The sequence below is a fragment of the Rothia sp. HC945 genome, assembly GCF_051370785.1.
Taxonomy (GTDB): domain Bacteria; phylum Actinomycetota; class Actinomycetes; order Actinomycetales; family Micrococcaceae; genus Rothia.
The window spans coordinates 21,198-46,235 of the sequence record NZ_JBFCSN010000005.1 but is presented as its reverse complement, the minus strand read 5'-3'; the positions used below and the strand labels follow the sequence as shown (position 1 = coordinate 46,235).

The 25,038-nt window shown below is 63.1% G+C and carries 21 protein-coding genes and 3 pseudogenes; 10 read left to right on the top strand and 14 right to left on the bottom strand.

Annotated features, from left to right (window positions below; translation table 11 throughout):
• The first annotated feature begins 476 nt into the window (after positions 1-476).
• Positions 477-1,640, top strand: a complete 1,164-nt coding sequence (locus AB0Y14_RS12120; protein WP_436589515.1) for a hypothetical protein — start codon at positions 477-479, stop codon at positions 1,638-1,640.
• Positions 1,641-1,835: 195 nt separating this feature from the next.
• On the opposite strand, the gene AB0Y14_RS12115 is transcribed toward AB0Y14_RS12120, so the two are convergent.
• Entirely contained in the window at positions 1,836-2,987 is a 1,152-nt protein-coding gene (locus AB0Y14_RS12115) for an ISAs1 family transposase (protein ID WP_436589514.1), read from the bottom strand.
• A gap of 36 nt (positions 2,988-3,023) precedes the next feature.
• Here AB0Y14_RS12115 and AB0Y14_RS12110 point away from each other — a divergent pair, with 36 nt between their 5' ends.
• Both AB0Y14_RS12110 and AB0Y14_RS12105 read left to right on the top strand, forming a co-directional pair.
• The gene (locus AB0Y14_RS12110; RefSeq protein WP_436589513.1) at positions 3,024-3,398 is read left to right on the top strand and encodes a hypothetical protein; all 375 of its coding nucleotides are present in this window, start codon (positions 3,024-3,026) and stop codon (positions 3,396-3,398) included.
• 20 nt (positions 3,399-3,418) lie between these two features.
• The gene (locus AB0Y14_RS12105) at positions 3,419-4,084 is read left to right on the top strand and encodes an SGNH hydrolase domain-containing protein (RefSeq protein ID WP_436589512.1); all 666 of its coding nucleotides are present in this window, start codon (positions 3,419-3,421) and stop codon (positions 4,082-4,084) included.
• A gap of 94 nt (positions 4,085-4,178) precedes the next feature.
• On the opposite strand, the gene AB0Y14_RS12100 is transcribed toward AB0Y14_RS12105, so the two are convergent.
• The 4 genes from AB0Y14_RS12100 to AB0Y14_RS12085 form a co-directional block, all read right to left on the bottom strand.
• Positions 4,179-6,131, bottom strand: coding sequence for a DUF6541 family protein (locus AB0Y14_RS12100; protein ID WP_436589511.1), 1,953 nt, complete (start codon positions 6,129-6,131; stop codon positions 4,179-4,181).
• Positions 6,132-6,450: 319 nt separating this feature from the next.
• Positions 6,451-6,873, bottom strand: a complete 423-nt coding sequence (locus tag AB0Y14_RS12095) for an anti-sigma factor (RefSeq protein ID WP_436589510.1) — start codon at positions 6,871-6,873, stop codon at positions 6,451-6,453.
• Between the two features lie 922 nt (positions 6,874-7,795).
• The gene (locus AB0Y14_RS12090; RefSeq protein WP_436589509.1) at positions 7,796-8,281 is read right to left on the bottom strand and encodes a hypothetical protein; all 486 of its coding nucleotides are present in this window, start codon (positions 8,279-8,281) and stop codon (positions 7,796-7,798) included.
• Between the two features lie 567 nt (positions 8,282-8,848).
• Positions 8,849-9,061, bottom strand: a complete 213-nt coding sequence (locus AB0Y14_RS12085) for a 2-hydroxymuconate tautomerase (protein WP_436589508.1) — start codon at positions 9,059-9,061, stop codon at positions 8,849-8,851.
• 29 nt (positions 9,062-9,090) lie between these two features.
• On the opposite strand from AB0Y14_RS12085, the pseudogene AB0Y14_RS12080 reads away from it, so the two are divergent.
• Positions 9,091-9,399 (top strand): annotated as a pseudogene (locus AB0Y14_RS12080) (winged helix-turn-helix transcriptional regulator); the annotation flags it as partial.
• Positions 9,362-9,499: a winged helix-turn-helix transcriptional regulator gene (locus AB0Y14_RS12075; protein WP_436589507.1), complete on the top strand. Its 138-nt coding sequence runs from the start codon at positions 9,362-9,364 to the stop codon at positions 9,497-9,499. The pseudogene AB0Y14_RS12080 and the gene AB0Y14_RS12075, both read left to right, overlap by 38 nt.
• 55 nt (positions 9,500-9,554) lie before the next feature.
• On the opposite strand, the pseudogene AB0Y14_RS12070 reads toward AB0Y14_RS12075, so the two are convergent.
• Together AB0Y14_RS12070 and AB0Y14_RS12065 are read right to left on the bottom strand one after the other, a co-directional pair.
• A pseudogene (locus tag AB0Y14_RS12070) lies at positions 9,555-9,923 on the bottom strand (VOC family protein); the annotation flags it as partial.
• Positions 9,924-10,152: 229 nt separating this feature from the next.
• On the bottom strand, positions 10,153-10,719 hold the full coding sequence (locus AB0Y14_RS12065; protein WP_436589506.1) for a recombinase family protein: 567 nt from the start codon (positions 10,717-10,719) through the stop codon (positions 10,153-10,155).
• A gap of 120 nt (positions 10,720-10,839) precedes the next feature.
• Between AB0Y14_RS12065 and AB0Y14_RS12060 the strand changes: the two are divergent.
• Together AB0Y14_RS12060 and AB0Y14_RS12055 are read left to right on the top strand one after the other, a co-directional pair.
• Positions 10,840-11,097, top strand: a pseudogene (locus AB0Y14_RS12060) (YbaK/EbsC family protein); the annotation flags it as partial.
• 272 nt (positions 11,098-11,369) lie between these two features.
• The gene (locus tag AB0Y14_RS12055; protein ID WP_436589505.1) at positions 11,370-13,643 is read left to right on the top strand and encodes a glycoside hydrolase family 3 C-terminal domain-containing protein; all 2,274 of its coding nucleotides are present in this window, start codon (positions 11,370-11,372) and stop codon (positions 13,641-13,643) included.
• A gap of 139 nt (positions 13,644-13,782) precedes the next feature.
• Here the strand turns inward: AB0Y14_RS12055 and AB0Y14_RS12050 are convergent, their stop codons facing one another.
• Genes AB0Y14_RS12050 through AB0Y14_RS12040 form a run of 3 tightly spaced genes read right to left on the bottom strand, consistent with a single transcriptional unit; the run spans position 13,783 to position 18,087 of the window.
• Complete coding sequence (locus AB0Y14_RS12050; protein ID WP_436589504.1) at positions 13,783-15,417, bottom strand: amidohydrolase; 1,635 nt, start codon at positions 15,415-15,417, stop codon at positions 13,783-13,785.
• A complete protein-coding gene (locus tag AB0Y14_RS12045; RefSeq protein WP_436589503.1) occupies positions 15,414-16,721 on the bottom strand; it encodes a M20 family metallo-hydrolase in 1,308 nt (435 codons plus the stop codon). The genes AB0Y14_RS12050 and AB0Y14_RS12045 overlap by 4 nt, the downstream gene beginning before the upstream one ends.
• A 22-nt stretch (positions 16,722-16,743) precedes the next feature.
• Complete coding sequence (locus AB0Y14_RS12040; protein WP_436589502.1) at positions 16,744-18,087, bottom strand: MFS transporter; 1,344 nt, start codon at positions 18,085-18,087, stop codon at positions 16,744-16,746.
• A gap of 104 nt (positions 18,088-18,191) precedes the next feature.
• On the opposite strand from AB0Y14_RS12040, the gene AB0Y14_RS12035 reads away from it, so the two are divergent.
• Complete coding sequence (locus tag AB0Y14_RS12035; RefSeq protein WP_436589501.1) at positions 18,192-19,307, top strand: helix-turn-helix domain-containing protein; 1,116 nt, start codon at positions 18,192-18,194, stop codon at positions 19,305-19,307.
• 364 nt (positions 19,308-19,671) lie between these two features.
• Here AB0Y14_RS12035 and AB0Y14_RS12030 read toward each other — a convergent pair whose 3' ends face one another.
• From AB0Y14_RS12030 to AB0Y14_RS12020, 3 genes are all read right to left on the bottom strand, one after another.
• A complete protein-coding gene (locus tag AB0Y14_RS12030; protein ID WP_436589500.1) occupies positions 19,672-20,115 on the bottom strand; it encodes an N-acetylmuramoyl-L-alanine amidase in 444 nt (147 codons plus the stop codon).
• A gap of 3 nt (positions 20,116-20,118) precedes the next feature.
• A complete protein-coding gene (locus AB0Y14_RS12025) occupies positions 20,119-20,283 on the bottom strand; it encodes a hypothetical protein (protein WP_436589499.1) in 165 nt (54 codons plus the stop codon).
• 98 nt (positions 20,284-20,381) lie between these two features.
• Positions 20,382-20,846, bottom strand: coding sequence for an SRPBCC family protein (locus AB0Y14_RS12020; RefSeq protein ID WP_436589498.1), 465 nt, complete (start codon positions 20,844-20,846; stop codon positions 20,382-20,384).
• 343 nt (positions 20,847-21,189) lie between these two features.
• On the opposite strand from AB0Y14_RS12020, the gene AB0Y14_RS12015 reads away from it, so the two are divergent.
• Complete coding sequence (locus AB0Y14_RS12015; RefSeq protein ID WP_436589497.1) at positions 21,190-22,041, top strand: GH25 family lysozyme; 852 nt, start codon at positions 21,190-21,192, stop codon at positions 22,039-22,041.
• 142 nt (positions 22,042-22,183) lie between these two features.
• Entirely contained in the window at positions 22,184-22,912 is a 729-nt protein-coding gene (locus AB0Y14_RS12010) for a class I SAM-dependent methyltransferase (protein WP_436589496.1), read from the top strand.
• A 573-nt stretch (positions 22,913-23,485) separates the two neighbouring features.
• Here AB0Y14_RS12010 and AB0Y14_RS12005 read toward each other — a convergent pair.
• Complete coding sequence (locus AB0Y14_RS12005) at positions 23,486-24,724, bottom strand: PhoH family protein (RefSeq protein ID WP_436589518.1); 1,239 nt, start codon at positions 24,722-24,724, stop codon at positions 23,486-23,488.
• Positions 24,725-25,038 lie beyond the last annotated feature (314 nt).

The window sequence follows — 25,038 nt, the reverse complement described above, 5'->3', positions numbered from 1 at the left end:
GAAGAACCCCCGCCATTTAAACGTGGAAGTCACAAACTAGCGATCACTCGACCTGGATCGGAGGCGCCGTCAGGTGTTCCAGTGAGGGACCCCCATACGGGCGCGGACTGTCGTCACCGTATGCCGAGGTGGTAGTTATTCGGGGGCAGTCCACGAGAGTCCTCATTGGCCGGGGCACCCACCCTTGTTAGCCGGATTGCGGTGGTGGAGGATGGGGTTGGGCCCCGATCGCGATTGCTCATCGAACGACCTCGGAAGGTCTTGGAGAAAACTCCACGTCATGTGGTTGATGTCCGCGATCAGCTCGGTCGCGACTTCTGTCGGGGCCGGGCGGTACGGCGCTTAGGTGTCGGTGGGCCGATGCCGGGACCCCCACGGGGTGTAGAGGTAGACCAGAAGTGTGGGGAGTGTTATGAACACACACCACCTCGACATAACCCCGACGGCCCACATTCAGCAGCGGAAGGAGCGGACCGGTGACGACACAGCAGAGCCACACGCAGACCCCCGGGCGGGAGGTGGTGATCGGCGTGGTCGCCGATCCGGTGGCTACCCCGCTACAGGTCGCGCAGCAACTCGAACAGGAACTACCAGGACTACTGGCCGAGCAGTTGCCGGATCGCCAGTGGAGAGTCGAGGTGCACCGTGAGCGGTTGCCTCCCAGCGACATGCAGCACTTCGAGATAATGAACCTCGCAACGGAGCACAAGCGGCAACGCGGCTGGGACTTCGCGGTGTGCGTCACCGATCTCCCGCTGGCCATCGACCGGCAGCCTGTCGTCGCTGATGCCAGTAGCAGTCGAAACGTCGCGGTGGTCTCACTGCCGGCCTTCGGCGCGATGGCATTGCGACGTCGAGTCCTGGGAGTGGTGGCACAGCTCATCGTGGACCTGCGCGGCGAGACAACCCCAGAGGAGGGCTCTGAGGAACATCGCCGATCCCGTCTGGACGCACTGGGTGGGGCCTTCCGGCGGGCCACACCCGATCAAGACGGCATCGACCTGCGTATCCTCGCGAGTCGGGGTCGGCTGCGGCTGCTCATCGGAATGGTCCGGGATAACCAACCGTGGCGGCTGGTGTCGGGTCTGCGGGGGGCGCTGGTGGGAGCGTTCGCGTTCAGCGCTTTCTATTTGATCAACGCCACCCTGTGGGAACTCGCGATCACCATGGCGGTGTGGCAACTGGTCGCCGTGGTGCTCGCCTCGATCACCGCGATGCTCACATGGCTCATCGTCTATCATCACCTGTGGGAACGGGTGAGGAATCTACCGGCATATCAACGTGAGCAAGCGGTCCTTTTCAATGCTTCAACCGTGATAACCCTCGCCATCGGGCTGACGTGTGGCTACCTGGGGCTCTTCGTCCTCAACCTGATCGCCGCGCTCATCGTCTTCACCCCTGAAGTCTTCAGCCAGTACGCCGGACCTGAATACGGACTCGGAGAACACCTCCTCGTCGCCCTGTTAACGACCGCCGCCGCAACCGTCGCAGGCGCCATCGGCTCAGGCTTCGAAAGCGAAGAGTCGGTCCACGAGGCCGCTTACAGCTACCGCGAACGAGCACGCCGCGAAGCGCTGCGACGCTCACGAGAAGCCAAGGAAGATGATGAGACGTTGGACGAGACCACGCGCGAAGGATAATCGACTCAGCGAAGAGATCGACCAGGCCCTAAGACGAGGAAGGAAGCTGTGCAGCACGCGCCTCGTCCCCCGAGAATGCATGGACTTTCGGATCGCAGCAGAACAGAAAGCTGGGAGGGGGCCAGGGGCGTGGATATGACCAACATGCCTAGAGTGCGCGATCTGCTCTCCCCAATCGGCAGGGCTCCGGCAAAGTCATGTGAGGCCGAGAATGGTCAGTGGTCGGTGATAGTCGCGGGCTGCCCAGCGGAGGGCGGCGGCGATGTTGGTGTGACCGGCCAGGCGGAAGGCGCTGATGGCCAGGTTGCGCAGGCTGGCCATGACCTGGGGCGCAGCACCGGTGCGGACCTGGGAGCGGTCCTCGTCGTAGGTGACATCGCGGACCCAGTGGACTCGGCTCTCGATCTCCCAGTGCCCCCGCACCAGCGCGCCGAGCCGAGCCGGGCCGGCCTGGGCGGGCGCCAGGCTGGTGATGCAGTAGGCGGTCTCCTTCCGGATGCGCTGGCCGTCCAGGCCGCCGGTGTCACGGCGGATCCGGAAGACCTGCGCGGCATGGGGGAAGTCGATCCCGTCGCCGTCGGTGACCGGCATGGTCCGGGTGGTGCGCTGCTCGGTGCGTCCGTGACCACGCTCGGAACTGACGTCCTCGGCGGCGAAGGCGCGGGACGGTCCGGATAGCGCCTGCTGGCAGGCGGCGAACAGGGTCGGCTGGTTGGCCTTGACGGTCAGCACGTAGTCGGCGCGCTGTGCCGTGACCAGGTCCTCGGCCGTGGCGCGCTGCGTGTGCAGGGCGTCCGCGGTGATCACCTTTCCGGTCAGGTCCACGCCCGCGAGCAGCGGGGCGAGCTCGGTGATCTCGTTGGTCTTGGCCGCCACGTCGCGCTGGGCGATCACGACACCGGCGTCGTGGACGACCGCGGAGAGCAGATGGGCCTGCTCGCCGTCGGCGTCGCGGGCGCCGCGGAGCGTCTTGCCGTCGACCGCGATCGCCTCCAGATCCTCGCGCACGGTGAGGTGCTCGGCGAGCCAGTCGCTGATCACCTCATCGAGCACGGCGGCATCGAAGGCTTGCAGCGTGCGCCGCAGTGTCGTCTCGTGCGGGGCGACATGGCGGCCGCGACCGAGGTGCCAGCGCGCGCCGAGGGTTGCCAGGATCCTTTGGGGCGCATCGGCTGCCCATTCCCCGATCGTGGTCAACGAGCGAGCACCGCAGGTCACCGCCGCCGCGGCGATCGCCAGAATCGCCGAGACCCGGTGCCGGACACCGCGGCGACGGCGGGGGTCAGGCAGCTCGGCGAACCGAGAACGCAGGTCAGCCAGCGACTGGACACAACGCGCAACGGGCATGGCAGAGTGGGACGACAACGAGGCTCCTGGAAAGACGTGGATCTTGGTCGATCACTCGTCCTACAGGAATCTCGTTCTATCTCAGCGCACCGACACGCCGACACCACCAGTCACGACTTTGCCGGGGCCCTGAACTACGGGCTCCTCTCCGGCACGCCAATTCACGGCAGTTGGGAATTTCCATCGCATGTGGAACTGAAGTATTTTCACCTGCGCCAGGATGCTCATAACAGCGACCCCGTGCAGTTCGCTCAGCGTTTTGAAGAAGTCTTCCGGCTCGTTGCGTCAGGTTTACTGGCCACGACACCCGCCGCAGAATTTCCGCTCTCGCAGATCCGGGATGCTCTCGCTTGGAACTCAGCGAACCGCGGAAAAGTGCTCCTGGAAAGCAATGCCGAGGTGCCCCGGTAGAGGACCCGCTTAAGAAAGTAGTGACTATCGGCAACAGCCACGTCGAGCAGTTGAATCCCGTGATCAAGGCCATGGGGGAGAAGGAAAGCTGGGAAGTAATCCAGATCAACCACGGTGGCTGTTTCTACACGACGCTGGAGGAGAATAAGAACGCCTTGGACCAGGGCCAGCAGTGCTCGGACTGGTTCGAGAACGCCCAGGAATGGGCCGATGGCTGGGATCCGGATGTCGTGTTCCTCCAGTCGACCAAATCCACCTACGATGGTGCATCCGAAGTGGTACCCGATGGTGTCGAGGACCACGTTCGCCACTGGACCGAACGCGGAACGGACGTTATCGGCCTGCGTGATAATCCCCGGTCCATCGAGTCCCAGCTCGAGTGTGAAAAGACCAAGTCAGCTGAGGACTGCACCTACACGCACCTCACGGCGCAGACTGCGGACCCAACCACGGAGTGGGAGACCAAGTACCCCGGATACGGCCCGGCGGCATTCAACGATCTGATCTGTCCTAGCGCCCGCTGCACCCCTACGGTTGGCAACGTCTACACCTACGTGGACACCGACCATCTGACCGCGACGTTCGTGCGGTCGACACAGGCCTTCTTTAGCCAGAGGGTCAGCGACGCACTGGATCGAGTGGACGAGAACCGCAACCGGGATGTGAGCCACTCCTCAGCGGCATGAGCGAAACGGAAGGTGTGGGGAAGCCCTAGCTATTATGAGTCATAAGGTTGTGAAGGCGCCCGCGCATGACGACCAGTCTCCGTCGCAGGTAAGGTCAGTCGCAGGCGCTGACCTTGTACAACCCTACCGATCCTGATGTATACACCGGCTTAACAGTGCCCGTTGAGTCGACATCCTCAAGCCCCTTATACATGTCCTTGCTGTCGGATCCAATATCCAGGGTGTCTTCAAATTCTAAATACCACCACGCCTTTTGGTCCCGCACCTCTTGGCAAACCTTCGGATCGAGTTGGGCTTTGTTGAGATGCTGGAGGATGGCCTCGTAGTTTTGAGATGACTGGCTCAAGGAGTGTTTGCTTGTCACGTTCCGGTCATTAAGCGCGTACGCCACAGCAGAACCCTCCCAGGGGTTGACGATGATGGTGTCATCTTTAGGAACGATTTGATCCACGTGGTCGAGGACCTTTTCCTCATCCGTAGTTATGAGGATTGATCCGGGGGTGACCTTGAACTCGTGAGCCGTGGAGGCGGCAGCCTTGGCCATGGGGCCCGACTTACCTATGACAAAGGCGGAGGTTAAAACGAACACGAGGCCAACGGCCGTCGTGGCACGCACTAGGCCTCTCTGCGGCACACCAAAATGACGAAGTGCAAACACGCCAATTCGTACGAGGTGGGAAGCCCCGAACGCCGCTAGGACAACAACCGGGATCGCTGTCAGTGCTGCGAGACGAATTTCGTCGGCGTACCAAGGGCCGACCATCAAGAGACGATAGGAACCTGCAGGCTCAGATGCGACGATCACCCAGAACCAGCACAAAAGTAGCCAAGAACCAACGATCCAGCGGTGATCCTTCGAACGTAATGTCCAAAATATCCCGACAAGGACCAGCATGCTCAGCCCCCACTCGGCCGGGTTCCGGTTGAACCCGTTCGAGACGAACTGGCCTAAGGCATCGACGTCAGAGTACTTCGGTTGCCACGTTGATGTTTCAGGGGCCGGACGTACCTTCCACCAGATCGCAACGCACATCAGCCCCGCGAGGCCTAAGAGCACACTCGGAAGTAGCCTTGGTCCATCGAATTTTCCGGTGATCGAGCGTACGAGCTGGATCAACACCAGTGGGAAAATGAGAAGCGCAGCTGAAGTCAAAGCGTTCGGATGGGCCAAAATGATGCCTGATGCCCCGACGAGCAGGCTCGGCACAACTGGCCACCATGACCTCCATCCTCGGTGAACTACTATCCGCACCGTGGAGATCAACATCGCCAGAAACGCAGGAAGAATCGCATATCCCAGAAGGTTGGGATAAAGAACCCCCCATTTCAGAAGCAGACTGGGGAAGGCGACAGTTGCACCTGACAACCCGGTTGCAGCGGCCACAAAAATTCGGTCCGCAGGCTTCAGTGTTAATGCCAGAGCAAGAACAGAGAGTGGCCAAACGAACGCTGCGACTACGATTGTGGTGGCGTTTGTGGCCACGGGAATGGAGCCGGGAAATACGGAAAAGACAAGGTAGACAAGGTCGTGCCAGCCCCCCGGGTAGAAGGCATCAGACCCGTCCGAGGTGGTCATGGCGCCTAGGCTCAGGCTCGAGCCATTACCCGTCTGGCCAATCCAACGAACCCCGTTCAGATGGAAAATGTTATCGAAACTCTGAGAAATAGCATCGGGGTGAATAAGACTTTTTTTGAGCTGTCCGACGATCGTGGTGGCCGCAATGGCTAGACCAAGCAGACCAGCACCCAAAGAAGTCCCTGAGGGGCCCCGGTCTTGCACTGGATGCCGCTTCATCAACAAATACGAGACGAGCCCGGCGACTGCTATGAAGGTCAAGCTGAGTATGATGTATGGGGCGAATCCCCAGTGCCAGCCTAGTTGCCCTGAAATGACTGATGCTACGACTATGGAGCCGATGGAGAATATTGGCGCGTACGTAGCGCAAAAGCGAAGAGGTAGCCGTAACGCTAGACCGAAGAGAAACCCTGGGAAGAATACTACGGCTAGCCCCACGAGGACAGGCGCTACTATGTGAGTCCAAACCATTAGTTGGACTTTACCAGAAAAATGTCCCATTTTTTCGGCAAACTACGAGTTCTTGCATGTTGCAAGGCACTCATGGGGCAGTTAGACCGTAACCGCCCTGCCTTCGTGATGACTGTTGCATGTCCCCCGTCATAACCGCCACATATAGGTAGCTTCGACCACTGAAATGGAGAGTGGCTACTTCACCATGTAAGAGGCTTAAGGATGGGTAGCGAGTGTCCCCCCCCCCCACCCCCATTGCAAAGTGCCCTTGTCGGGTACCCAAGACAAAAGCCTGACCTAAAAAGTGGGCAAGGCTGCGCAGGTTCAGTCGGTGATTCTATAGTTCGGCGGTCATCATCACATCACTAGTCGGAGCTTCAGAGCCTCCCTCAGGTTCAACCGTCACCGCCACGGCCTCAGCATCACGAACATCACCACTCAGCCACACGCTGGAGTCGCCACCGTTGAAGGTCGTGTCCGGGACGGGAGCCCCATCTTTCATCAGCCAGAGCTGATACTGCTTGCCTTCTCCTGGATCGGTGAAATTCGAACCGAGAAACCATCCGGTGCCTCGTTGCCGGGAAGCAACCACCGTCGCGGCGACCCCATCTTGACTGAGATGTTTGACGGCCACATCCGGTGCGGTCAAAAGATCATCCTGGCGTTGCTGCTGCTGTTGCTGTTGGTCTGCACTGACCTGCTGGCTGTCCTCCCCGGCTTGATGACCTAGGCTCCAACCTCCCAACCCCAGACCAGGCACCAGAATGACCGTGACCCTCGAACAACACGGCCTCCTCCTCGCCTATGCCGGGACCAAACCCAAGCGCACAAGCCTGGCAAGGGCACCCGGCTCCGATTAACACTCGATTCTCTCGCATTTAGCTTCTCGGGCCCTCCCGATAAAGGGGGTGGACCTGGAGGCCGGGCTAGGGTTGGGACTGTCTAGCAGCCTTTAAGCAGGTATTTTTCAATATAGCTAGACGGTTGAGGCCCCTTGCCGTACGAGCTGCGGGGGTCTTTTCCGTGCTTGGGATCAGCTAGTGTAGCCACATGCCTCATGATCTTTGATCGGGTCGATGAATCTCATGAGGCAGACACAGACCCCCGCTCGCCGCAACCCGGCGGGCGGGGGTATTTTAATCCAGGGGATACAAGCGTGGTGGTCACTGTGAGGGTGAAAACGCTGGCTCACCCGATTTGCTCATGTGGTGCTCGATGGTGGGCTGGCGAACCGCTAGAAGGGGCCGTACTGATGTGCGGTGCCTCTTTTACAGGCCAGAGCTCTTTGCTATGGTTCTTTGACTTGGTCACCGAACTATTATGTGGTCGGATTGCTGGTTAAGTGTCTGAGGCCCCCTTGTTTGCCTACCCCGGCCAAAGGGGGCCTCATTCTTGTTCGTTTGCCAGCCTGAACTCGCCCAGCAGCCATCGGTTCTTGGCTCCCCTACACACTAGACACACTAGAACCCTCCCCACTTGACCCTCCCAGAGCAGGTCGGGCCCATTCTTCGTCGTGAGGCACAATGTGCTGTGGCACCTAGGTGCTAGTTGCGAGAACCCCAGATGTCTTGCGTGGCCGAGATTCAAAGCCGTAAAATATAGGGCTTTTAACCTTGCGACTCATAGGCTCCACCTGGCAGGACAGTCCGAATAGGCCTCCCAGTGAAGGGATACAGGCCAGGTCAATTCGTCCCGTCTTGAAAGAGTGCACCGGCTGAGGTGGCAACGGGAGGCAGACCCGCGAGCCGGTAGGCGTCCCAAAGACTAACTTGAGTAGCAGTCAACACAGGTATCCCCGCAGCGGCATCGAGTACATCCCCAATATTGGCGGTGTGCAGCGCGGTCTCGGGAACGACAACGGCCTGGGCTTCAGGTACCAGAGACCGCCTCACCAGCTCGGTGATCTGTTCGGGGCCCCAGTCGGCAACTTCACGGTCGGAGTCTGCTTCATCATCGACACGACCCACCGTTCGGACCCCGACCTCTAAGAGCCGGTCGATAAAGTGCTCAGAGACATCTGGATGGTAGATCGAAGCCAGCGAGATGTAGGAGATCCCCAAATAGGACAGTGCTCGTTGGAACGCCGCGGTAGCGCTAGTCAGGGCGGCAAGAGTATCCAGCTGATACCAGACGCCGCGCCGGCCTTGAAGGAAGCTAGCGCTAGTCACTCCAAAGATCGAGACGTCCGGTTTATCCCTCACCGCCACTCGAGGTGGAATTGACTCGCGAAGATGCGCATCGCTTCCGAGTCGAGGGACCGCGTCGTACCGTTCGCTGGGGGACAGTATTTCTAAGTCACCGACGTCATTCGGCCAGGAAAAACAGACCGGGCGCACTACGGTGGCCGGGGAAGCCCGTTGTGCAAGGTCGATGAAATCGTCCTCGCCGCTATTCGGCGTGGGGTATAGCAAGCAGATCGAACGTCAGCATTGGTCAAGTCTGCCGACCCGATCGAGAGACCTCAACCGGTCTCTTACCGGCAAGATACAAAATGCAAAAACTACGCGGCCTAGCGGTTCTAGTTACTCGCAGGAACGACCGAAAAAGCGACTCGTCCAGGGAGGCTAAGCACCCTCAGAGGACAGATGCAGATCATGAGAGGAGGCAAGCGCCAAGACATCATCAATCGTGCTCATGAAGACATGCTCTCACCCGCGAATCACTCGGATCTACTGGATTTTCTGGGCACCACAGACCTGACCAACCGGGCTATCGAAGGCTGGATGCTATTCTAGCTAGTCAGGTTTCGGCATGGCACGCTGAAGCATGACCCCACCCACGGAATACATATCAGAGTGCACCTCTTCAATCAGCACATGCACCGATTCTTCGGGAGCACCGGTGACCTGGACAATGGCCTCAGTAATACCCTGGACGACATCGCGATATTGAGCTTGACGGTCACCGTTCATCAGCTCCGGCACGATCGCAAGATTGACGATAGGCATAAGATCTCCTCCTCGATTTGACTGCTTTCATGCTTAACCATGCGCGTGAACAGTCCCTTCGAGAAGACGGCACCTTAAAATCAGGACCATACCTAGAGGTAGGCAGTGGCAATAATATGGCAGCACATACCCCAAAAGACTTTTGCGGAGATACTGTGCACCAAACAGTCAACTTGATCGGCGGCAAGTGGACGATGCTGATCCTCTGGCGTCTACTGGAACGCGAACACCGTTATGCCGACCTGCACCGCCAGGTTGGTGACGTCTCCCAAAAAGTGCTCTCGTCCGAGTTGAAAACACTTGTCCAAGCCGGCTTGGTCGAGCGAGAGGTCAATCCCACTACCCCCCCCGCAGGTCACCTACCGGATCACCCCCAAAGGACAGTCTCTTGATTTCGTTTTCACAAGTCTCTGGCACTGGGGCGAAACCCAACTATAAGCCAACCGGCTGGACTCAAGCAAAGAAGTTCCCGTCGAGAACTCGATACCTCAGATCAGCCCTGCGCCGGAGGGGCGATCAGTTCCAAAAGACCTCCATCTGGACCCTCGAGGTAGATGATGCATGTTCCTGCCCGCGGGCCTTCGCACATCAGATACGGTGACCCGACTGCACACCATCGGTAGGCCTGGCACACTTCCAAGGCTTGATCCAAGTCCAACACCGTCAGCGCGATATGGGTCGCCCCGCTGTGGGCAGGGCTTGGCTGTACCCGCCCAGCGGCAGCCGAAGTGTACTCCAAAAGTTCGATGCACTGATGGCCAAGAGTAATCGTTGCCGCATGGATACTGGCACCGGCCACTCCCGTCGTACCAGCCGTAACTGTCTCATCCAGATCAAACCTGCGCTCGAGGGCAAAGCCAAGGCCATCGCAATATCCAGGTCAGGAACGGTTAGTCCAGTATGCGCCACCTCGGAAACAATTGGAGTGTTCATCCCCACGATTCTGGCCCACTCCACTGATGAACGCGAGGCCTTTGAGTAAAAGCTTCACGTGGCTACTCCTAGCGTGCTACATCGGTCGATCCTGCACGGTTCGCCCCTGCAGCATAACCCCCTTCCAGAGGCCCAGTCCGCCATCTCACGACAAGCTCTCAACTACGCTCGGAATCTCGTTCCAGGTGGCGATAGATCGTCGGACGAGAAACCCCAAAAGTCTCCGCGATCTGTTGAACTGTGTACTTGCCCTCGTCGTACATGGCACGCGCCTGCTTCGCTTTAGTCGGGGTCATTTTGAACTTCGGTCCGCCCTTCCGGCCCCTGGCTCGGGCGGCAGCCAACCCGTCACGGGTTCGTTCAACAATCAGATCATGCTCAAACTCGGCAATCGCAGCCAGCATATGAAAGAACAACCGACCACCGGCCGTGGTGGTATCGATCCCCTGGGATAGGGCAACCAATCCAACACCTTGATCCTGCAACCGGTCGGCCACTTGTTTGAGGTTGCCCACCGAGCGCCCCAACCGATCCAGCTTGGTGACCACCAACGTGTCACCCTCCCGCAAGTACTCCAACGCTCTGTCTAACGCAGGCCGTTTCGCCAGGGTGCCCGAGGCGTGATCAACGAAAAGCTTCTGACACCCGGCGGCATTCAGGGCATCTGTTTGCCCCTCCGGATTCTGGTCTCGGGTCGAGACCCTCGCGTAACCGATCATCACCATGCCCACAATGTACCGCAAACGTTGCGGATGATACATAGATTGCGGACACGGTTTGCGATACATAATCCGCCGCGTCGGCGCGTTGCGTCTCGGGATGTCTTATAAACGGTCCGGAAGCATCTCGACGCTCGCAAGGTCTCGTTCGCGGACCAGGCGTCCACCGAAGAGGCAACGGGGATGACGTCGGGCGGGATCACTCCGGTGGGACTGCCGCGCGACTGGAGAATCCTGATCGATCGTCGGGTGGCGGATTCCGACGCCGTCGTGGTCGGCGGGGGCGTCCGAGGCTCGAAACTGCTCGTACCGGGATACGAGCTCGCCCAATTGCCCGGTGCCGAGGTCCTCGAGCTGGCCGTTCCGGTGCAGGCGGAGGAGTAGGCGCGGCCGGTCCAGGTCGGCGCCTGCCCTCAGCTGGTCGAGCCGGCCCCGGTTGCCGACTCCCAGGGACTCTTCCCCGTGGCGATCGTTGTCGGCATCATGGGAGCCATGGCTGTGATGCCGATCAAACCGGCCCGATAACCGGATGGCCCGCCCTTGATCCGGGTGGCCCACCCTTCTGCACCCACCCCTTCACCCGACCAACGCCCCCAACGATCCCCAACGCCCCCCCAATACCCCACCACCGAATCAGCGACATCGAGGGAGACACCATGACGAACGTCCGAGAACTGACTCTCGAGGAAAAAGCAAGCCTGCTCAGCGGCAAGGACTTCTGGACCACAAAGAATATTGGCCGGGCCGGTGTCCCGTCGATCATGATGACGGACGGGCCCCACGGCCTGCGCAAGCAGACGGGGTCCAGCGACAACTTGGGTATCAATGATTCGATCCCCGCCACGTGCTTTCCTCCGGCCGTCGGCCTCGGTTCGGCCTTCGATCCGGATTTGGCCGAGAAAGTCGGCGTCGCCCTGGGGGTGGAGTCCGCGATCGAGGACGTCTCGGTTCTTTTGGGCCCCGGCGTCAACATCAAACGTTCGCCCTTGTGCGGTCGTAATTTCGAGTATTTCTCCGAGGACCCGCATCACGCGGGCGTCGTCGCCACTGGGATGGTGCGGGGCATGCAGTCGCAGACCGTCGGCGCATCCCTCAAGCATTTCGCGGCGAACAACCAGGAGACGGACAGGATGCGCGTCTCGGCCGACGTCGACCCCCGACCGCTCCGCGAGATCTACTTCCGTGCTTTCGAGCGCGTGGTCAAGAACGCGCAGCCCTGGACCGTGATGTGCTCGTACAACAAGGTCAACGGGACGTACGCGTCGGAGCACCCGTGGCTGCTCACCGACGTCTTGCGCGACGACTGGGGCTTCGAAGGTCTGGTCGTCTCCGACTGGGGCGCGGTCAACGACCGGGTCAAGGGCGTCGCGGCGGGGCTGGACCTGGAGATGCCGTCCTCGGGTGGCGTTACGGACGCCCAGATTGTCGACGCCGTGCGCCGCGGCGACCTGGACGAGGCGCTCGTCGACCGGGCGGCGCAACGGGTCCTGGACCTGGTCGAGAAATCCGGGCACCGCGAGAAGCCTGACGACCCCCTCGACGTCGACGCCCACCACGCCCTGGCACGCGAAGCCGCGACGCGATCCGTCGTCCTGCTCAAGAACGAAGGGTCGCTGCTTCCGCTCTCCGAGGGACAGGACATCGCCTTGATCGGCGAGTTCGCCCGGACCCCGCGCTACCAGGGCGGAGGCTCCTCCCACATCAACCCGACTCGGGTGGACACGGCGCTGGACAGCTTCACCCGGGCCGCGGGGGACAGGGTCTCCTTCGCTCCGGGCTTCACGTTCGACGGCGAACCGTCGGAGTCCCTGCGCGCCGAAGCGGTCGAGGCGGCCCGTTCGAGCGACGTCGCCGTTCTCTTCCTCGGCCTGCCCGACGCCGCCGAGTCGGAAGGCTTCGACCGCACCACGATCGATCTGCCCGCCGACCAAATCGAACTCTTGGACGAGGTCGTGGAGGCGAACCCACGGACCGTGGTCGTTCTGTCGAATGGCGGGGTTGTTTCCTTGCCTTTTGCGGACACCGTGCCGGCGATTGTCGAGGGCTGGCTCCTGGGACAGGCCGGCGGCTCCGCGGTCGTGGACATCCTCACGGGCGCGTCCGATCCGTCCGGGCGGCTCAGCGAAACGATCCCGCACCGGCTTGAGGACAACCCCTCCTTCGGCAACTTCCCCGGTGAATTGGGGCACGTGAGGTACGGCGAAGGTATCCACGTCGGCTACCGGTGGTACGACAAACGCGGCCTCGACGTCGCCTTCCCCTTCGGCCACGGCCTCACCTACACCGAGTTCGAGTACGGGGAACCCGCGGTCCGGGTGAACGGCCAAGGCGACATCGACGTCTCAGTGGGCGTGACCAACGTGGGCCCGCGCGACGGACGCGAAGTCGTGCAGGTGTACATCGGGCGAGATGAATCCGCCGTGGACCGGTCCCCGCGCGAGCTCAAGGCGTTCTCCTCGGTCGAGATTGCCTCGGGGCAGACCCGGTTTGTGACGCTGACCGTCGACCGCTCCGACCTCGCGTACTGGGATATCCGGGTGGACCGCTTCGTGGTGGAGGGAGGCACCTACCGCGTGGAAGTCGGTGCCTCGAGTCGGGACATTCGGGGAGAGGCCTCGGTCTCGATCGACGGCGACGATCCCGACGTCGAACTCACCCGGGAATCCTCCCTCGGTGAAGTCCTGGCCCACCCGAAGGCCGGACCTGCGGCACGTCAACGGTTGGCCGAGTTCATGGGCAACCCAGAGGCCGACGACGCCGAACAGAAATCCGAGAGCGAGCCGGGAACCGACCCGGTCTCGGAAGGCCCGGCCGGGGACGAGCCGATGGACCTCGACATGATGATCGCCTCATTCCCTGTGGGGCGGCTCGTCAGTTTCGGGGTGCCGCAGGACAAGGTCGACGAGTTGATCGAGCTGGCACGGAGCTAGACGGCACAGATCGGGGCGGCAGCCCGGTGCGGCTCTTCCGGCGAGGTGGCAGTCTTGGGACGAATACCGGCCGAAAACTGCACGGGGTTGCCGCCTCGCGCCGATCTCACCTGGACCCCGCCGGCCTCACCCCCCCTCGTCACGCTCGGCGGTAGGTGGCCTCACCGCCCACGAAGGTCTGGAGGATCCCGATCTCTTCGATGGAGGCGGACTCCAACGGGTTCGACTCCAGGACCACGAAGTCCGCGCAGTATCCCGGGGCGAGCGTGCCACGGGAATCGCCGAAGCCCGTGGCCTCGGCCGCGTTGACCGTGTACGTCTTGAGTGCGTCGTAGGGGGTCATGCGCTCGCCAGGTCCGATGATGAACCCTTCGTCGGTCGTCCGGTCCACGGCGCGCTGAATACCGAGGAGGGGTCGGCCGTCGGCAACCGGTCGGTCCGAGCTGCCGGCCACGCAGACCCCTGCGTCCACGAAAGACTGTCCGCGGTACAACCACTCCGTCTTCTCGGTGCCGACGAGGCTGCTCATGTGCTGCCCGAGGGACCCGATGAATGCGGCCTGGGGAGTGACGGCGACGCCGAGTTCGGACAGTCGTGCCACCTGGTCAGGGGTCGTCACGCCCACGTGCTCGATCCGGTTGGGGGTGGGGCCCGGCCCGTGATGCTCCTGGCAGTGCTCGATGGTGTCCATCGCGACGTCCACCGCCCGGTCCCCGATGGCGTGGATGGCCAGCGACCACCCGGCGCGGTACGCCTGCTCGGCCACGTCGATCAAACGATCGGGAGGAATCAGGAATTCCCCGCGGGAGTGGCTGCCACCGCACAGCGCGTCGTGCATCGCCGAGGTCTCTCCCAGCAAGGAACCGTCGGAGAAAATCTTGACCGGCCCGATGCTGAGGCGGTCGTCGCCGACGCCGGTGCGTATGCCCAGGTCAAGGCCCAGGCGGGGGCCGGTGACCGATGCGTTGAGTTCGCCCGGTTCCGGTAACGCGTGCAGGGTGTCCATCACGGGCATGACTTGGGCCCTCGCGTGGAGTCGACCGCTATCGGCAGCAGCCTGGTACGCCGAGAACTCTGCGGGTGAATGACCGATCCAGCCCAAACCGACCCCCGCGTCCGTGAAACTCGTGATGCCCTCGCTCGCGTAGCGCCGAGTGGCGAGGTCGAGGCCACGAACGATCAGATCCTCCGGATACGGCTTGACCAGGTTCTGGATGCATTCCTGCGCGTTCTCCTCGACGAGTCCGGTCGGGCGCCCGGCGTCGTCGGTCGGGATGCCGCCGCCACCCGGTGCCTCGGAGGTGCCGTCGAAGTACCCGGCCCTGCGCAGCCCCTCGCTGTTGGTGGTCAGCGCATGACCGGATGTGTGACGGAGGTACAGCGGGCGGTCGCCGGCCGCGTCGTCGAGACTGCTCAGATCGCGGTCACCCGTGAGGGCCGAGGGTGTGAGTCCGGCGCCCAGGATCCATTCCCCGGGGGCGACCGCTTGGGCCCGCTCGCGCACCAGGTCATACACCTCCGGCCACGACGCCGCGGCGGAGCAGTCCAGTCCAAGCAGCGTCTGACCGAACCATGCCGTGTGGCAGTGCGCGTCGATGAAGCCGGGAACCACGGTCGCCCCGTCCAGGTCGAGCTCACGGGCGGCGTGATCCGTGGGGATCTCTTCGTCGAATCCGACGACCAGACCGTGCCACACGCCCATGGACCGCGCCTGGGGCCGATCCGGATCCATGGTGATGATCCGGGCATTGGTGATCAGCAGATCGAGCTTCATGCGGAGACTCCTTCGACGTCGTCCGTGCCCGGTCGCGTGGTCGCGAGGGCCTTCAGCGTCTCGGTGAACATGCTCAGCCCGGCAACCATGTCGGAGTCCTCGGTGAACTCGAGTTCGTTGTGGGATATGCCCTGGTAGGAAGGGACGAACAGCATCACAGTCGGCAGGACGTCCTTGACGTTCGTGGAGTCGTGACCCGCCCTGGTCCGGGTCCGTACCGCGGGAAGGCCCAGATGCTCGGCAATGGACTCGGCCAGGGTCACCCCTTCCGGTGTGTACGACTGTTCCTCCCAGGCGTGGGATCCCCGCAGTTCGATCCGCACGTTCGCCCGGTCCTCGATGTCGTGGAGTGCCGCCCTGAACTCGTCGTCGGCGGCCTGGAGCGTCGACTCCTGACCGCACCGCAGATCGACCAGGAGCTCCGCACCCCGGGCGACGACGACCGGCGAGTTCGGGACCACCGTCAGCTGTCCGCAGGAGGTCACCAACGGGTTCTCCGGGGTCGTGTACTTGTCGCCGATTTCGCGGATGCTGGTGATGATCGATGCCGCGCCGTAGAGGGCGTCCTGTCGGTCCTCGAGAAGGGTGGACCCTGTGTGGGACTGGAAGCCGTGTACCGTGAGCTGGTACTTGCGGGCGCCCCAGGTCTTCTCCACGACGCCGATGGTGTACCCCTTCTCGTCCATGTCCTTGCCCTGCTCGATGTGGATCTCGGCGTAACTGCTGAACTGGGAGAGGGGAACGTCCGTCGGTCCCGGGAGTTCCGCGCCGTCCAGGGCCTCCCGAACGGTCACGCCGTCGGCGTCCGTCACGGCGAGCATGTCGGCCGCGGTGCTCTTGCCGGTGAAGACGGAACTGCCCATCATGGACGGCTTGAAACGGCTGCCTTCCTCGTTGAACCAGTTCACGACGGCGACGTTGTGGCGTGGCGCGTTGAGTTCACCCGAACGCACTCCGGCGGCGAGGCGCGCGCAGGCGTGGGCCCCGCAGAGTACACCGTAGGCACCGTCGAAGCGCCCGCCGTAGGGCTGCGAATCCAGGTGGGAGCCCAGGAGAACATAGGGCTGACCGGGGACGAGCTCCCAGAGTCCGAACTGGTTGCCGATGTCGTCGTAGACGACGGTCGCGCCGTATCCCTCGAGCAGACCGTGGAACCAGTGACGGTTCGCGGTGTCGGCGGGGGTTCCGGCCTCTCTGTGCACACCCCCGGCCGCCGTCGCCCCGTGCGCGCTCATGGAGCGGAAGTCGGCGAGAAAGCGGTCGTCGGTCAGTTCGAAGGTCGTGGGACGTCGAGACGGTGACATGAGGTCCTTTCCTCGTGGTTTCTTAGTGAAGGTATCCGGTGATCTTCTGGCTCAGGCGAGGTGCGCAGGCGCCGCAGACCACGGAGATGAGGGAGACGAGAACAAGCAGGAGGGCCGCCGGCCACCAGGCGTTGTCCGCGGCGGCGACGACGGCCGTGGCGATCAGGGGCACGAAGCCGGCCGCGACGCCCGAGAGGTTCTGCGCCATCGCCATCCCGGACAAGCGGGTGGTCAGGGGGAACAGCGCGCTCAGCACCGCGCCCGAGGTCGCGTACGGGTAGGAGAGCGCTGCGACGCCGAGAGTCATGCCCAGAACCACGAGGATCGGCTGTGCCGTCTGGATCAGCAGGAAGGCGGGGAAAGCGAGGATCGCGGAGGCGATTCCACCCCAGACGATCACCTTGCTCGCCCCGAACCGTGAGCCGAGGTTTCCGCCGGTGATGAGCACCAGGATTTCCACGGCGGCCGCGAAAATCGACCCGAAGAGCAGCAGATTCGGGGAGATTCCCAGTTGTTGTTTCCCGTAGGAGACCACGAACGTGGTAATCAGGTAGAAGCCGCCGACGCCGAGGAAAGCGGCCCCGGCACCCACCAGAATCTGGAGCCACGAGGTGCGCCAGACCGTTCGCAGGGGCGTGCTCTCCTGACGTCCGGATTCCTTGACCCGGAGGAACGCGGGCGACTCGTCCAGACGACGCCGCATGACCACCGCCAGCAGGAGCAGGGGGATCGCGGCGAGGAACGGGATCCTCCAGCCGAAGGAGTCGAAGCTGTCCTGACTCGCGAGCGCGGAGACGAGGAAGAACCCGCCCGAGGCCAGGATGGTGCCGATGGGGGAGCCGATTTGGGGGATGGCGGAGAGTTTGGCCTTGCTCTCGGGAGGGGCGTTTTCGATGGCGATCGTCATCGCCCCGGACCACTCGCCCCCGACGAAGATGCCCTGACAGAACCGCAGGATCACGAGCATGATCGGAGCGACGACGCCGATCGAGGCGTAGGTCGGGAGGAGGCCGATGAGGGCCGTGGCCGCGCCGATTCCGGTTACGGTAATCAGCATGACGGCCCGGCGTCCCACCTTGTCCCCCAGGGAGCCGAAGATCATTCCGCCGAGGGGCCTGGCCAGGAAGCCGACCGCGAGGGTCGCGAAAGAGCTCAGGGTCGCGGCGACCGCGTCGTCGTTGGTGAAGAACTGAACATTGAAGACCAACGCGGCCGCGGTATTGAAGAGGAAGAAGTCGTACCACTCGAGGGCTGTCCCGATCAGGGCGCCGAAGGTGACCTTGCGTGCTTCCTTCGCGGAGAGCGTCGTCGAGAATTCGCCCTCGTCCTCCAGCGGAATAGTCCCTGCATGCTGCGGAGTGCTCATGGTGTGTCCTCGGTCGAAAACAGGTAATAGTGACCAGTATTACAGTTGTAAAAAGACCAACTGAAGGCGAAACTGCCCCGTCTTTCCGGCAATGGAGTGTGCAGATGACCAAAATGACGAAGGTTCAGGCCGCGCTGGAACGCCACATGGAGGAGACCGTCGAGGCCTACGTACGGCGCGTCCTCGAGCTGGAGGACTATCGGGACGGGCTGGTGAGCACGTCCGATATCCGGGCCACCGCCCGGAGAAGCTTCGCCGTGCTCATGGCCCAGGTTTTCACCGACGCACCGTCCCGCGCCGGCGACCTCGAGGAGACGGCCACGGATCTCGTCGCGCGACGGCGCTCGCAGAATGTGCACCTGGACCCGCTGCTGACCGCGGTGCGTCTCGACTTCACCGTGCTGTGGGAGATTCTGAAGCGCATCTGCCAGCCGGACGACGTCGACGTCTTGGTCGACCTGGCCGAGCCCCTGTGGCGCGCCGTCGAGGACTACGCCAACGGTGTCTACCGGGCCCACCTCGAACTGAGTCGGCGAGAGGTCCGTGAGGAGTCGGTTCTGCGTCAGGAATACCTGACCCAAGTCCTGAGTCGTGACATGGGCCCGGAGGCCGTGCGGCAGGCCTCGCGCATGGTCGGATTCGAGACCAACGAACGGTTGGTGCTGTGCGTGGCCCTCGGCGACGAGGGGCGCACTCTTCGGGACGTCGTCTCCACGGCATTGCGGTCTGCTCTGCCGGTGCACTGGGTCAACTTCGGCGGGTACGCGGTGCTGATCTTTCCTTCACGCCTCGGGCACGTGCGGGACCTGGTCTCCCGTGCCCCGTGCGCCGTGCTCGACGACCTGCCGGGGCTGGACAGCGTCCGTCAAAAACTGCGTTTGGGCCAGGTGATTGCGGAGGCCGTGGGACCGAATGACGACGGCGCGCTGACCCCCGAACAGGCGTGGCCGCGTTTGGCGAGGCGCGGGCTCGAGGAAAACGGTTTCGACCTCGCCGAACGGGTGGAGAACGACCTGAACCGAACCCGGTCCAATGAGGCTGCCCGGATCAGGGTCACGGTGGGGCAGTTCCTGCGTTCCGGGTCAGTGGCGGACACCGCCGCGGCCGTACCCTGCCACCGCAATACGGTCCAGAACCACCTGAACAGGTTCAGGGAGCTGACTGGAATCGACCCCGGGATACCGCACGAAGCGGCCCGGCTGGTGCTGGCCTGGGGGTAGTGGGGGCTTTCCGGACGCGAGGTGGCAGATTTGGGGCAGAATAGCGGCGAAATCCGCACGTGGTTGCCACCTCGCGAGGGCGAACCGGGGTTTCGTGCGCGGTCTGGGGCGGTCGTGGCACGTAGATCACGAAGATTGCAACGAGCCCGGAAGGTCGTTCCGGCCCAGCGGCTGCGAAACGTCGACGGCGATCGCGTCACCGAGGTGCGTCCGTCACCCTGCACAGAAATTTGTCGTCGCGCACGAAGAAGCCCTCGCTCCACCGCGCTCAGAGAGCGGATGGGGCGAGGGCTTGGGAGTCGGCCATCGACGGGCCGGGTTGCGAATCCGGCGGTGCCGATGGGTTGTGGACTGCTCGGGGGAATCAGAGGATCGCGGAGACTCCGTCACGGATCGCCTGGATGTCCACGGTGCCGGGGCAATCGGTGGAGACCACGAAGCTGTGCGGAACAATCTGCGACTGTGGGTCGAGCCCGTAGGTGCGGCAGATCGTTGCGCACAGGTCGATCGATTTGTTGTAGGTGTCCTGAGTTGGTGCACGGGACGGGTCGGCGGAGTGCTCGATGCCGATGCTGCGGAGATTGAAATTCCAATCACCGGCGTGCCAAGCGGTATTGGCCTCGTCCACGAACTGGTGGATTTCGCCTTCGCCGATTCCGTAATGGGCGCTGACTCCCGCATTGGGGTCGCTGAAAGTGGCGTCCGCGGCCGCAAGGGTTCCCACGATGTAGTGGATGACGATGCGGTCCACGGCCGTTCCCTCGCGGCCCTCGGTGAAGTTGGGAGAACTGACCTGTATTGCTGCCACGGCCTATTTCCCCTTCCCCAACGGGCAGCTCAGCGGCTGCTTGGATTCCATGGTCTTGTTGGCCGGAGCCGGTGCGGCCTGGGCCGCGGGTGCGGTGATGAGTGCTGTTCCGGTGACGGCCGATGCGGCCGCGCCGAATGCGAGCACGTTGCGTCTCGAAATTGCCATAACGGCAAGGTACGTATTCGGCCGTGGGTGCTCAAAACACGAGACGAGTATTACGCCAGAATGAGTGGAATTATTCACAAATGCTGGCGCGCGAGGTATCAGTTTGTTTCTTCGACGATTCGCTTGATCTTCGCGAGAGTTTCCGGGATCCCGGACTCGGCCGCTTCCTTGCGAATTTCGATCTGGTGATCTGCGTCCTCTCCGAAACGTTGCCGAAAGGATTCCCGGGATTGTTCGGAGAAAGCTGTGTATTCCGTGAGAACACTGCCTTCGCCCTCTGGGGATATTTTGTACCCCCAACGTACACGAGCCGGGACGACCTCCCAAGCGAAGTGGGTTCCGGGCTCGGCGGCGACGACCTCCGACGTCGTCGTCCACTCGCGCTCGGGCGTGCGGTTGTGGCCGGTGAAGGTGGCCCCGACGTCGTGCAGCCCCGGTCCGTCCCAGTCACACCGGTAGCACTGCTGGCTCCACTCGCCCGTCCGGGTGACGTCCGAGATCAGGTCGTAGATCTCCGCGGGGGGTGCGTCGATGTGTATTGAATCGGAAAGTTCGTATGTCATGAGTCCAGTCTAGGGTCCACAAAGCTTTGTGCGATTTGTCGATTTTCATAAATATCTCGACAACTCGAGATTAATTCCATGCGTGTTATTCAATGCTGCGGCAGGCCCCGCCGACCCCGAGATTGCGCGGAATTCCGGGCTGGTGAACTGTTAGCCCTTGTCATTTCAAAGACGAATTGTGGTGTGTGGTCCTGGACATAGGTTCTGGTTTGCCATACGGTCGTGGCCATCGCCTTGCGCCTGACCTATTCATGGTCACGTGCGTGAGGAGTCGGTCGGACCGGGGCCACTTCCCCTCCCGATGCTCATGTTCGCACTCGACACCCCATATTGAGGTACGAAAATGTTCGAATCCGAGAGCCGATCCACGAGTCGGAGACCATGGTCTGCCCTGAGGCGCCGCGGGGCGGCGTGCCTCACGGTCTCGGCGGCGCTTGTTCTCGGCGGAACGCTCCTGGTGGAGCCGGCTGCCCAGGCGGCGTCGGACGCGGGACCCAAAGAAGGTATCCAAGGCCGCGATATTTCGGTGAACCAGGGAACCGATTACCCCTGGAGCGAGGTCGCCTCCGCCGGAGTGGAGTTCGGCCAGGCTCAGGCCACCGATGGCGACTGGGCGTCGCCGACCTTCGACAAGCAGTACAAGGCGATCGGGAAGGCCGGCCTGTACAGGGGCGCGTATCATTTTGCCCGCCCCAATCACAGCAGCGGTTCGGAGCAGGCCCGGTTCTTCATGGACCACGGCGGCAAATGGGTCAATGATGGCACCACGCTCCCCGGCATGGTCGACCTGGAGCCGACGCCGAGCGCCAAAACCGCCGACGAGCAGTGCTACCACCAGTCTCCGGCCCAGATGAGGGCCTGGATTCAGGATTTCACGGTCGAGTACAAGTCCGAGACCGGCCGTGCCCCCATGATCTACACGACCAACGCGTGGTGGAACCAGTGCGTGGGCGACACGACCGCCTTCATTGACAGCCCACTCATGATCGCCAAGTGGGGCAGCGGGTCCTCGGGCGACGTCCCGGCGTCGTGGGGTGACTACGACTTCTGGCAGCACACTGAAAGCAGCAAGGGCAGCGTTGCGGACCGGAGCAGATTCAACGGTCCCAAGTCCCGGTTGCAGGAGCTCGCGACCAATCCCCAGTACGTGCCGACGGGGTCCGCCAACAAGCAGCAATCGCCCTTGGGCTACTGATTCACCGCTTCCAGCCCGCGTGGCCGTGCTTGTGCCCCAGGTGGCCGCGCTTCCCCCGGTTGCGCCCCAGGCGACTGAGTATCACCCGGCTGTGCCTCACGCGGGGTCGCACGGGCGGGATGGGCGGTCCATCATGGGGGACGTGACCGTCCCCGAAGCCTACGCCGCCCGCGCCTCCGAGTACGCCGAGGTGCTCGGTTCCATGGATGCGACGGCCGCGGCCGACCGGGTCACCGTGAGCGAATGGGCTCAGGCCCTCACGGGTCCCGTTGCCGACGTGGGGTGCGGGCCGGGTCATTGGACGGAGTTTCTGCGTCGTCACGGCTGTCGGGTTTCGGGTTTCGACCCCGTCCCGGAGTTCGTCAGCATCGCCCGACGTGCGTTCCCCGCCGCAGAGTTCCGGCTAGGCGATATCCAAGATCTGGCCGGGGCGCCGTCGCGGTACGGAGGCATCCTCGCCTGGTACTGCCTCATCCACCTGGAGCCCGACGTCGTCCCATCGGCCCTGGTTTCCCTGCATTCTGCCCTGCGCCCGGGCGGCTCCTTGCTTCTCGGGTTCTTCGACAGCCCCGCGAGTGACGCCGGCGACGCCGTCGGCTCAGCGGCGTCGCCGGATGACGATTCTTCCTTCCGTGACGAGGCACGTCAGAGTGGGGCGGCTTGGCGGGCGTTGACTCGGGTTGAACTCCAGGACCGGGCCGAACCGTTCGATCACGCTGTGACTACCGCATACAGGTGGCCGTGTGACGTCATGCTGCGGATGCTCCGGGACGCCGGCTTCGTCATCCGGTCGGTCCGACAGCGGCAGGACCCAGGGACGCGGCCACATGCGGACGTCGTTGCCGTGCGACCCGCAGCGGATCATAGATAGCGAGGCGCCTGCCCGATTCAGAGGCGCTCGCCGTCGTTACGTGGCGCTCCAACCCCCACCCAACGACGGGAAACGCCACCCAATCGGGAAACCGCCACCGAAAGGGCGCTCGGATGGCGTCGATTTCCGCTGATTTCGTCGGGAAATCCCCACCGAATCGGGAAACCGCCACTGAACAAGCGATGAGCGTCGGTGGGATTTCGGCAGAACCCGCCGACAACCGCCACCGAATCGGGCAAGCACCACTGAACTCGGCGCGAGCAGCCCCGAATTCGGCGCCTGCGGTCCTGAACTCTGCGGCTGCGGCCCCGAATTCGGCGTGTGCGGTGTCGGATCGAAGCCCGCGCGTGCTCGAGGTGGCAATTTTGGGCTGTTTGTCCCGCGAGGTGGCATTCTCGGGACGAAAAACGCAAGATATTGTCCCAAAACCGCCACCTCGCGGGCCTGAGCGCTCAGGATTGCCGCCTCGCGGGCCGGACCGCTCAAAATTGCCGCCTCGGCGAAAGTAGACCGCCCGACCTGCCCGCCGCCTCACCGCCACCGACCCGCCGACCCGCCCAACACACCAGCCCCCTACACCAGCTCGCCGTCCTCCAGAACATCCGTCACGAGGTCGGCGATCTCCGACCGTTCCGAACGTGTCAGGGTCACGTGGCCGAAGAGGGGGTGTCCCTTGAGCCGGTCGATCACGGCGGTGATTCCGTCGTGCCGGCCGACGCGCAGATTGTCGCTCTGGGCGACGTCGTGGGTCAGGACCACCCTGGAGTTTTGTCCGAGACGCGACAACACGGTGAGCAGAACCGTGCGCTCAAGCGACTGGGCCTCGTCCACGATCACGAAGGTGTCGTGCAGCGAGCGGCCCCGGATGTGGGTCAGCGGGAGAACCTCCAGGATGTCGCGCGAAACGACCTCGTCGAGCACGTTCTTGCTGACCAGAGCGCTGAGGGTGTCGAACACGGCCTCGGCCCAGGGGTTCATTTTCTCCCCTTCCGAACCGGGCAGGTATCCCAGGTTCTGCCCGCCGACGGCGTAGAGCGGGCGAAAAACCGTGATCTTCTGGTGGGTGCCCTTCTCCAGAACGGCCTCGAGCGCGGCCATGAGCGCGAGAGCGGATTTCCCGGTTCCGGCGCGTCCGCCCAGGCTCACGATGCCCACCGACTCGTCGAGCAGAAGATCGATCGCGATGCGTTGTTCGGCCGAGCGACCGCCCGTCCCGAATACCTGCTGGTCGCCCCGGACCAGTCCGATGGTGTCCGGACCGACGGCTCGACCGAGAGCGGATCCCTGAGGAGAGGTCAGCACGAGTCCCGTGTTGACGGCTTCCCCGGCGGCGGCGTCGGTGTCGATCGACCCCGTCGAGTACAGCCGGTCCATCTCGTCTTGATCCAGGAAGATCTCGGACAGGCCCGTGAACCCGGAGTCGACGGCCTGTTCGGCCAGGTACTGTTCGGCCGCCAGCCCGATCGAGGCGGCCTTGACCCGCATCGGCACGTCCTTGGTCACGACGACGACGTCGGACCCCTCTGCCTTCAGGTTCCTGGCCACCGCGAGGATCCGGGTGTCGTTCTCTCCGCGATCGAAGGCCACTGGCAATGGGGAGGTCTCGATGTGGTTGAGCTCGACCCGCAGGGTCCCGCCGGTGTCGCCCACCGGTATGTCGTGGTCCAGCCGCCCGAATTCTTCCCTGAACTCGTCCAGGATCCGCAGTGCCTTGCGTGCGGTGTACCCCAGTTCGGGGTGATGGCGTTTCCCCTCCAGCTCCGAGACGACGACGAGCGGGATCACGACCTCGTGTTCGTCGAACCGCAACATGGCGCGGGGGTCGGAGAGAAGGACCGAGGTGTCGAGGACATAGGTGGTGACGGACGAGCTCACGATGAGTTCCCCTTCGACGTCGTGAACGGGGCGCCTCGTGGCGTTCGGCCTCTGCCTGATCGTGTCGAGGCCGGGACCCCGAGTCGGCGGGTGCCGACTGCTCCCAACCTAGGGTCCCGGGAAACGCAGGCTTCCAGCAACACCCGTGCGGGCCGTGACATTTGCGTGAATGCCTGGTGAATCGGGGCGCGCCCCTCCGCCCCTCCGCCCCTCCGGCCCCCTGGCCACCTCCGGCCCCCTGGCCACCTCCA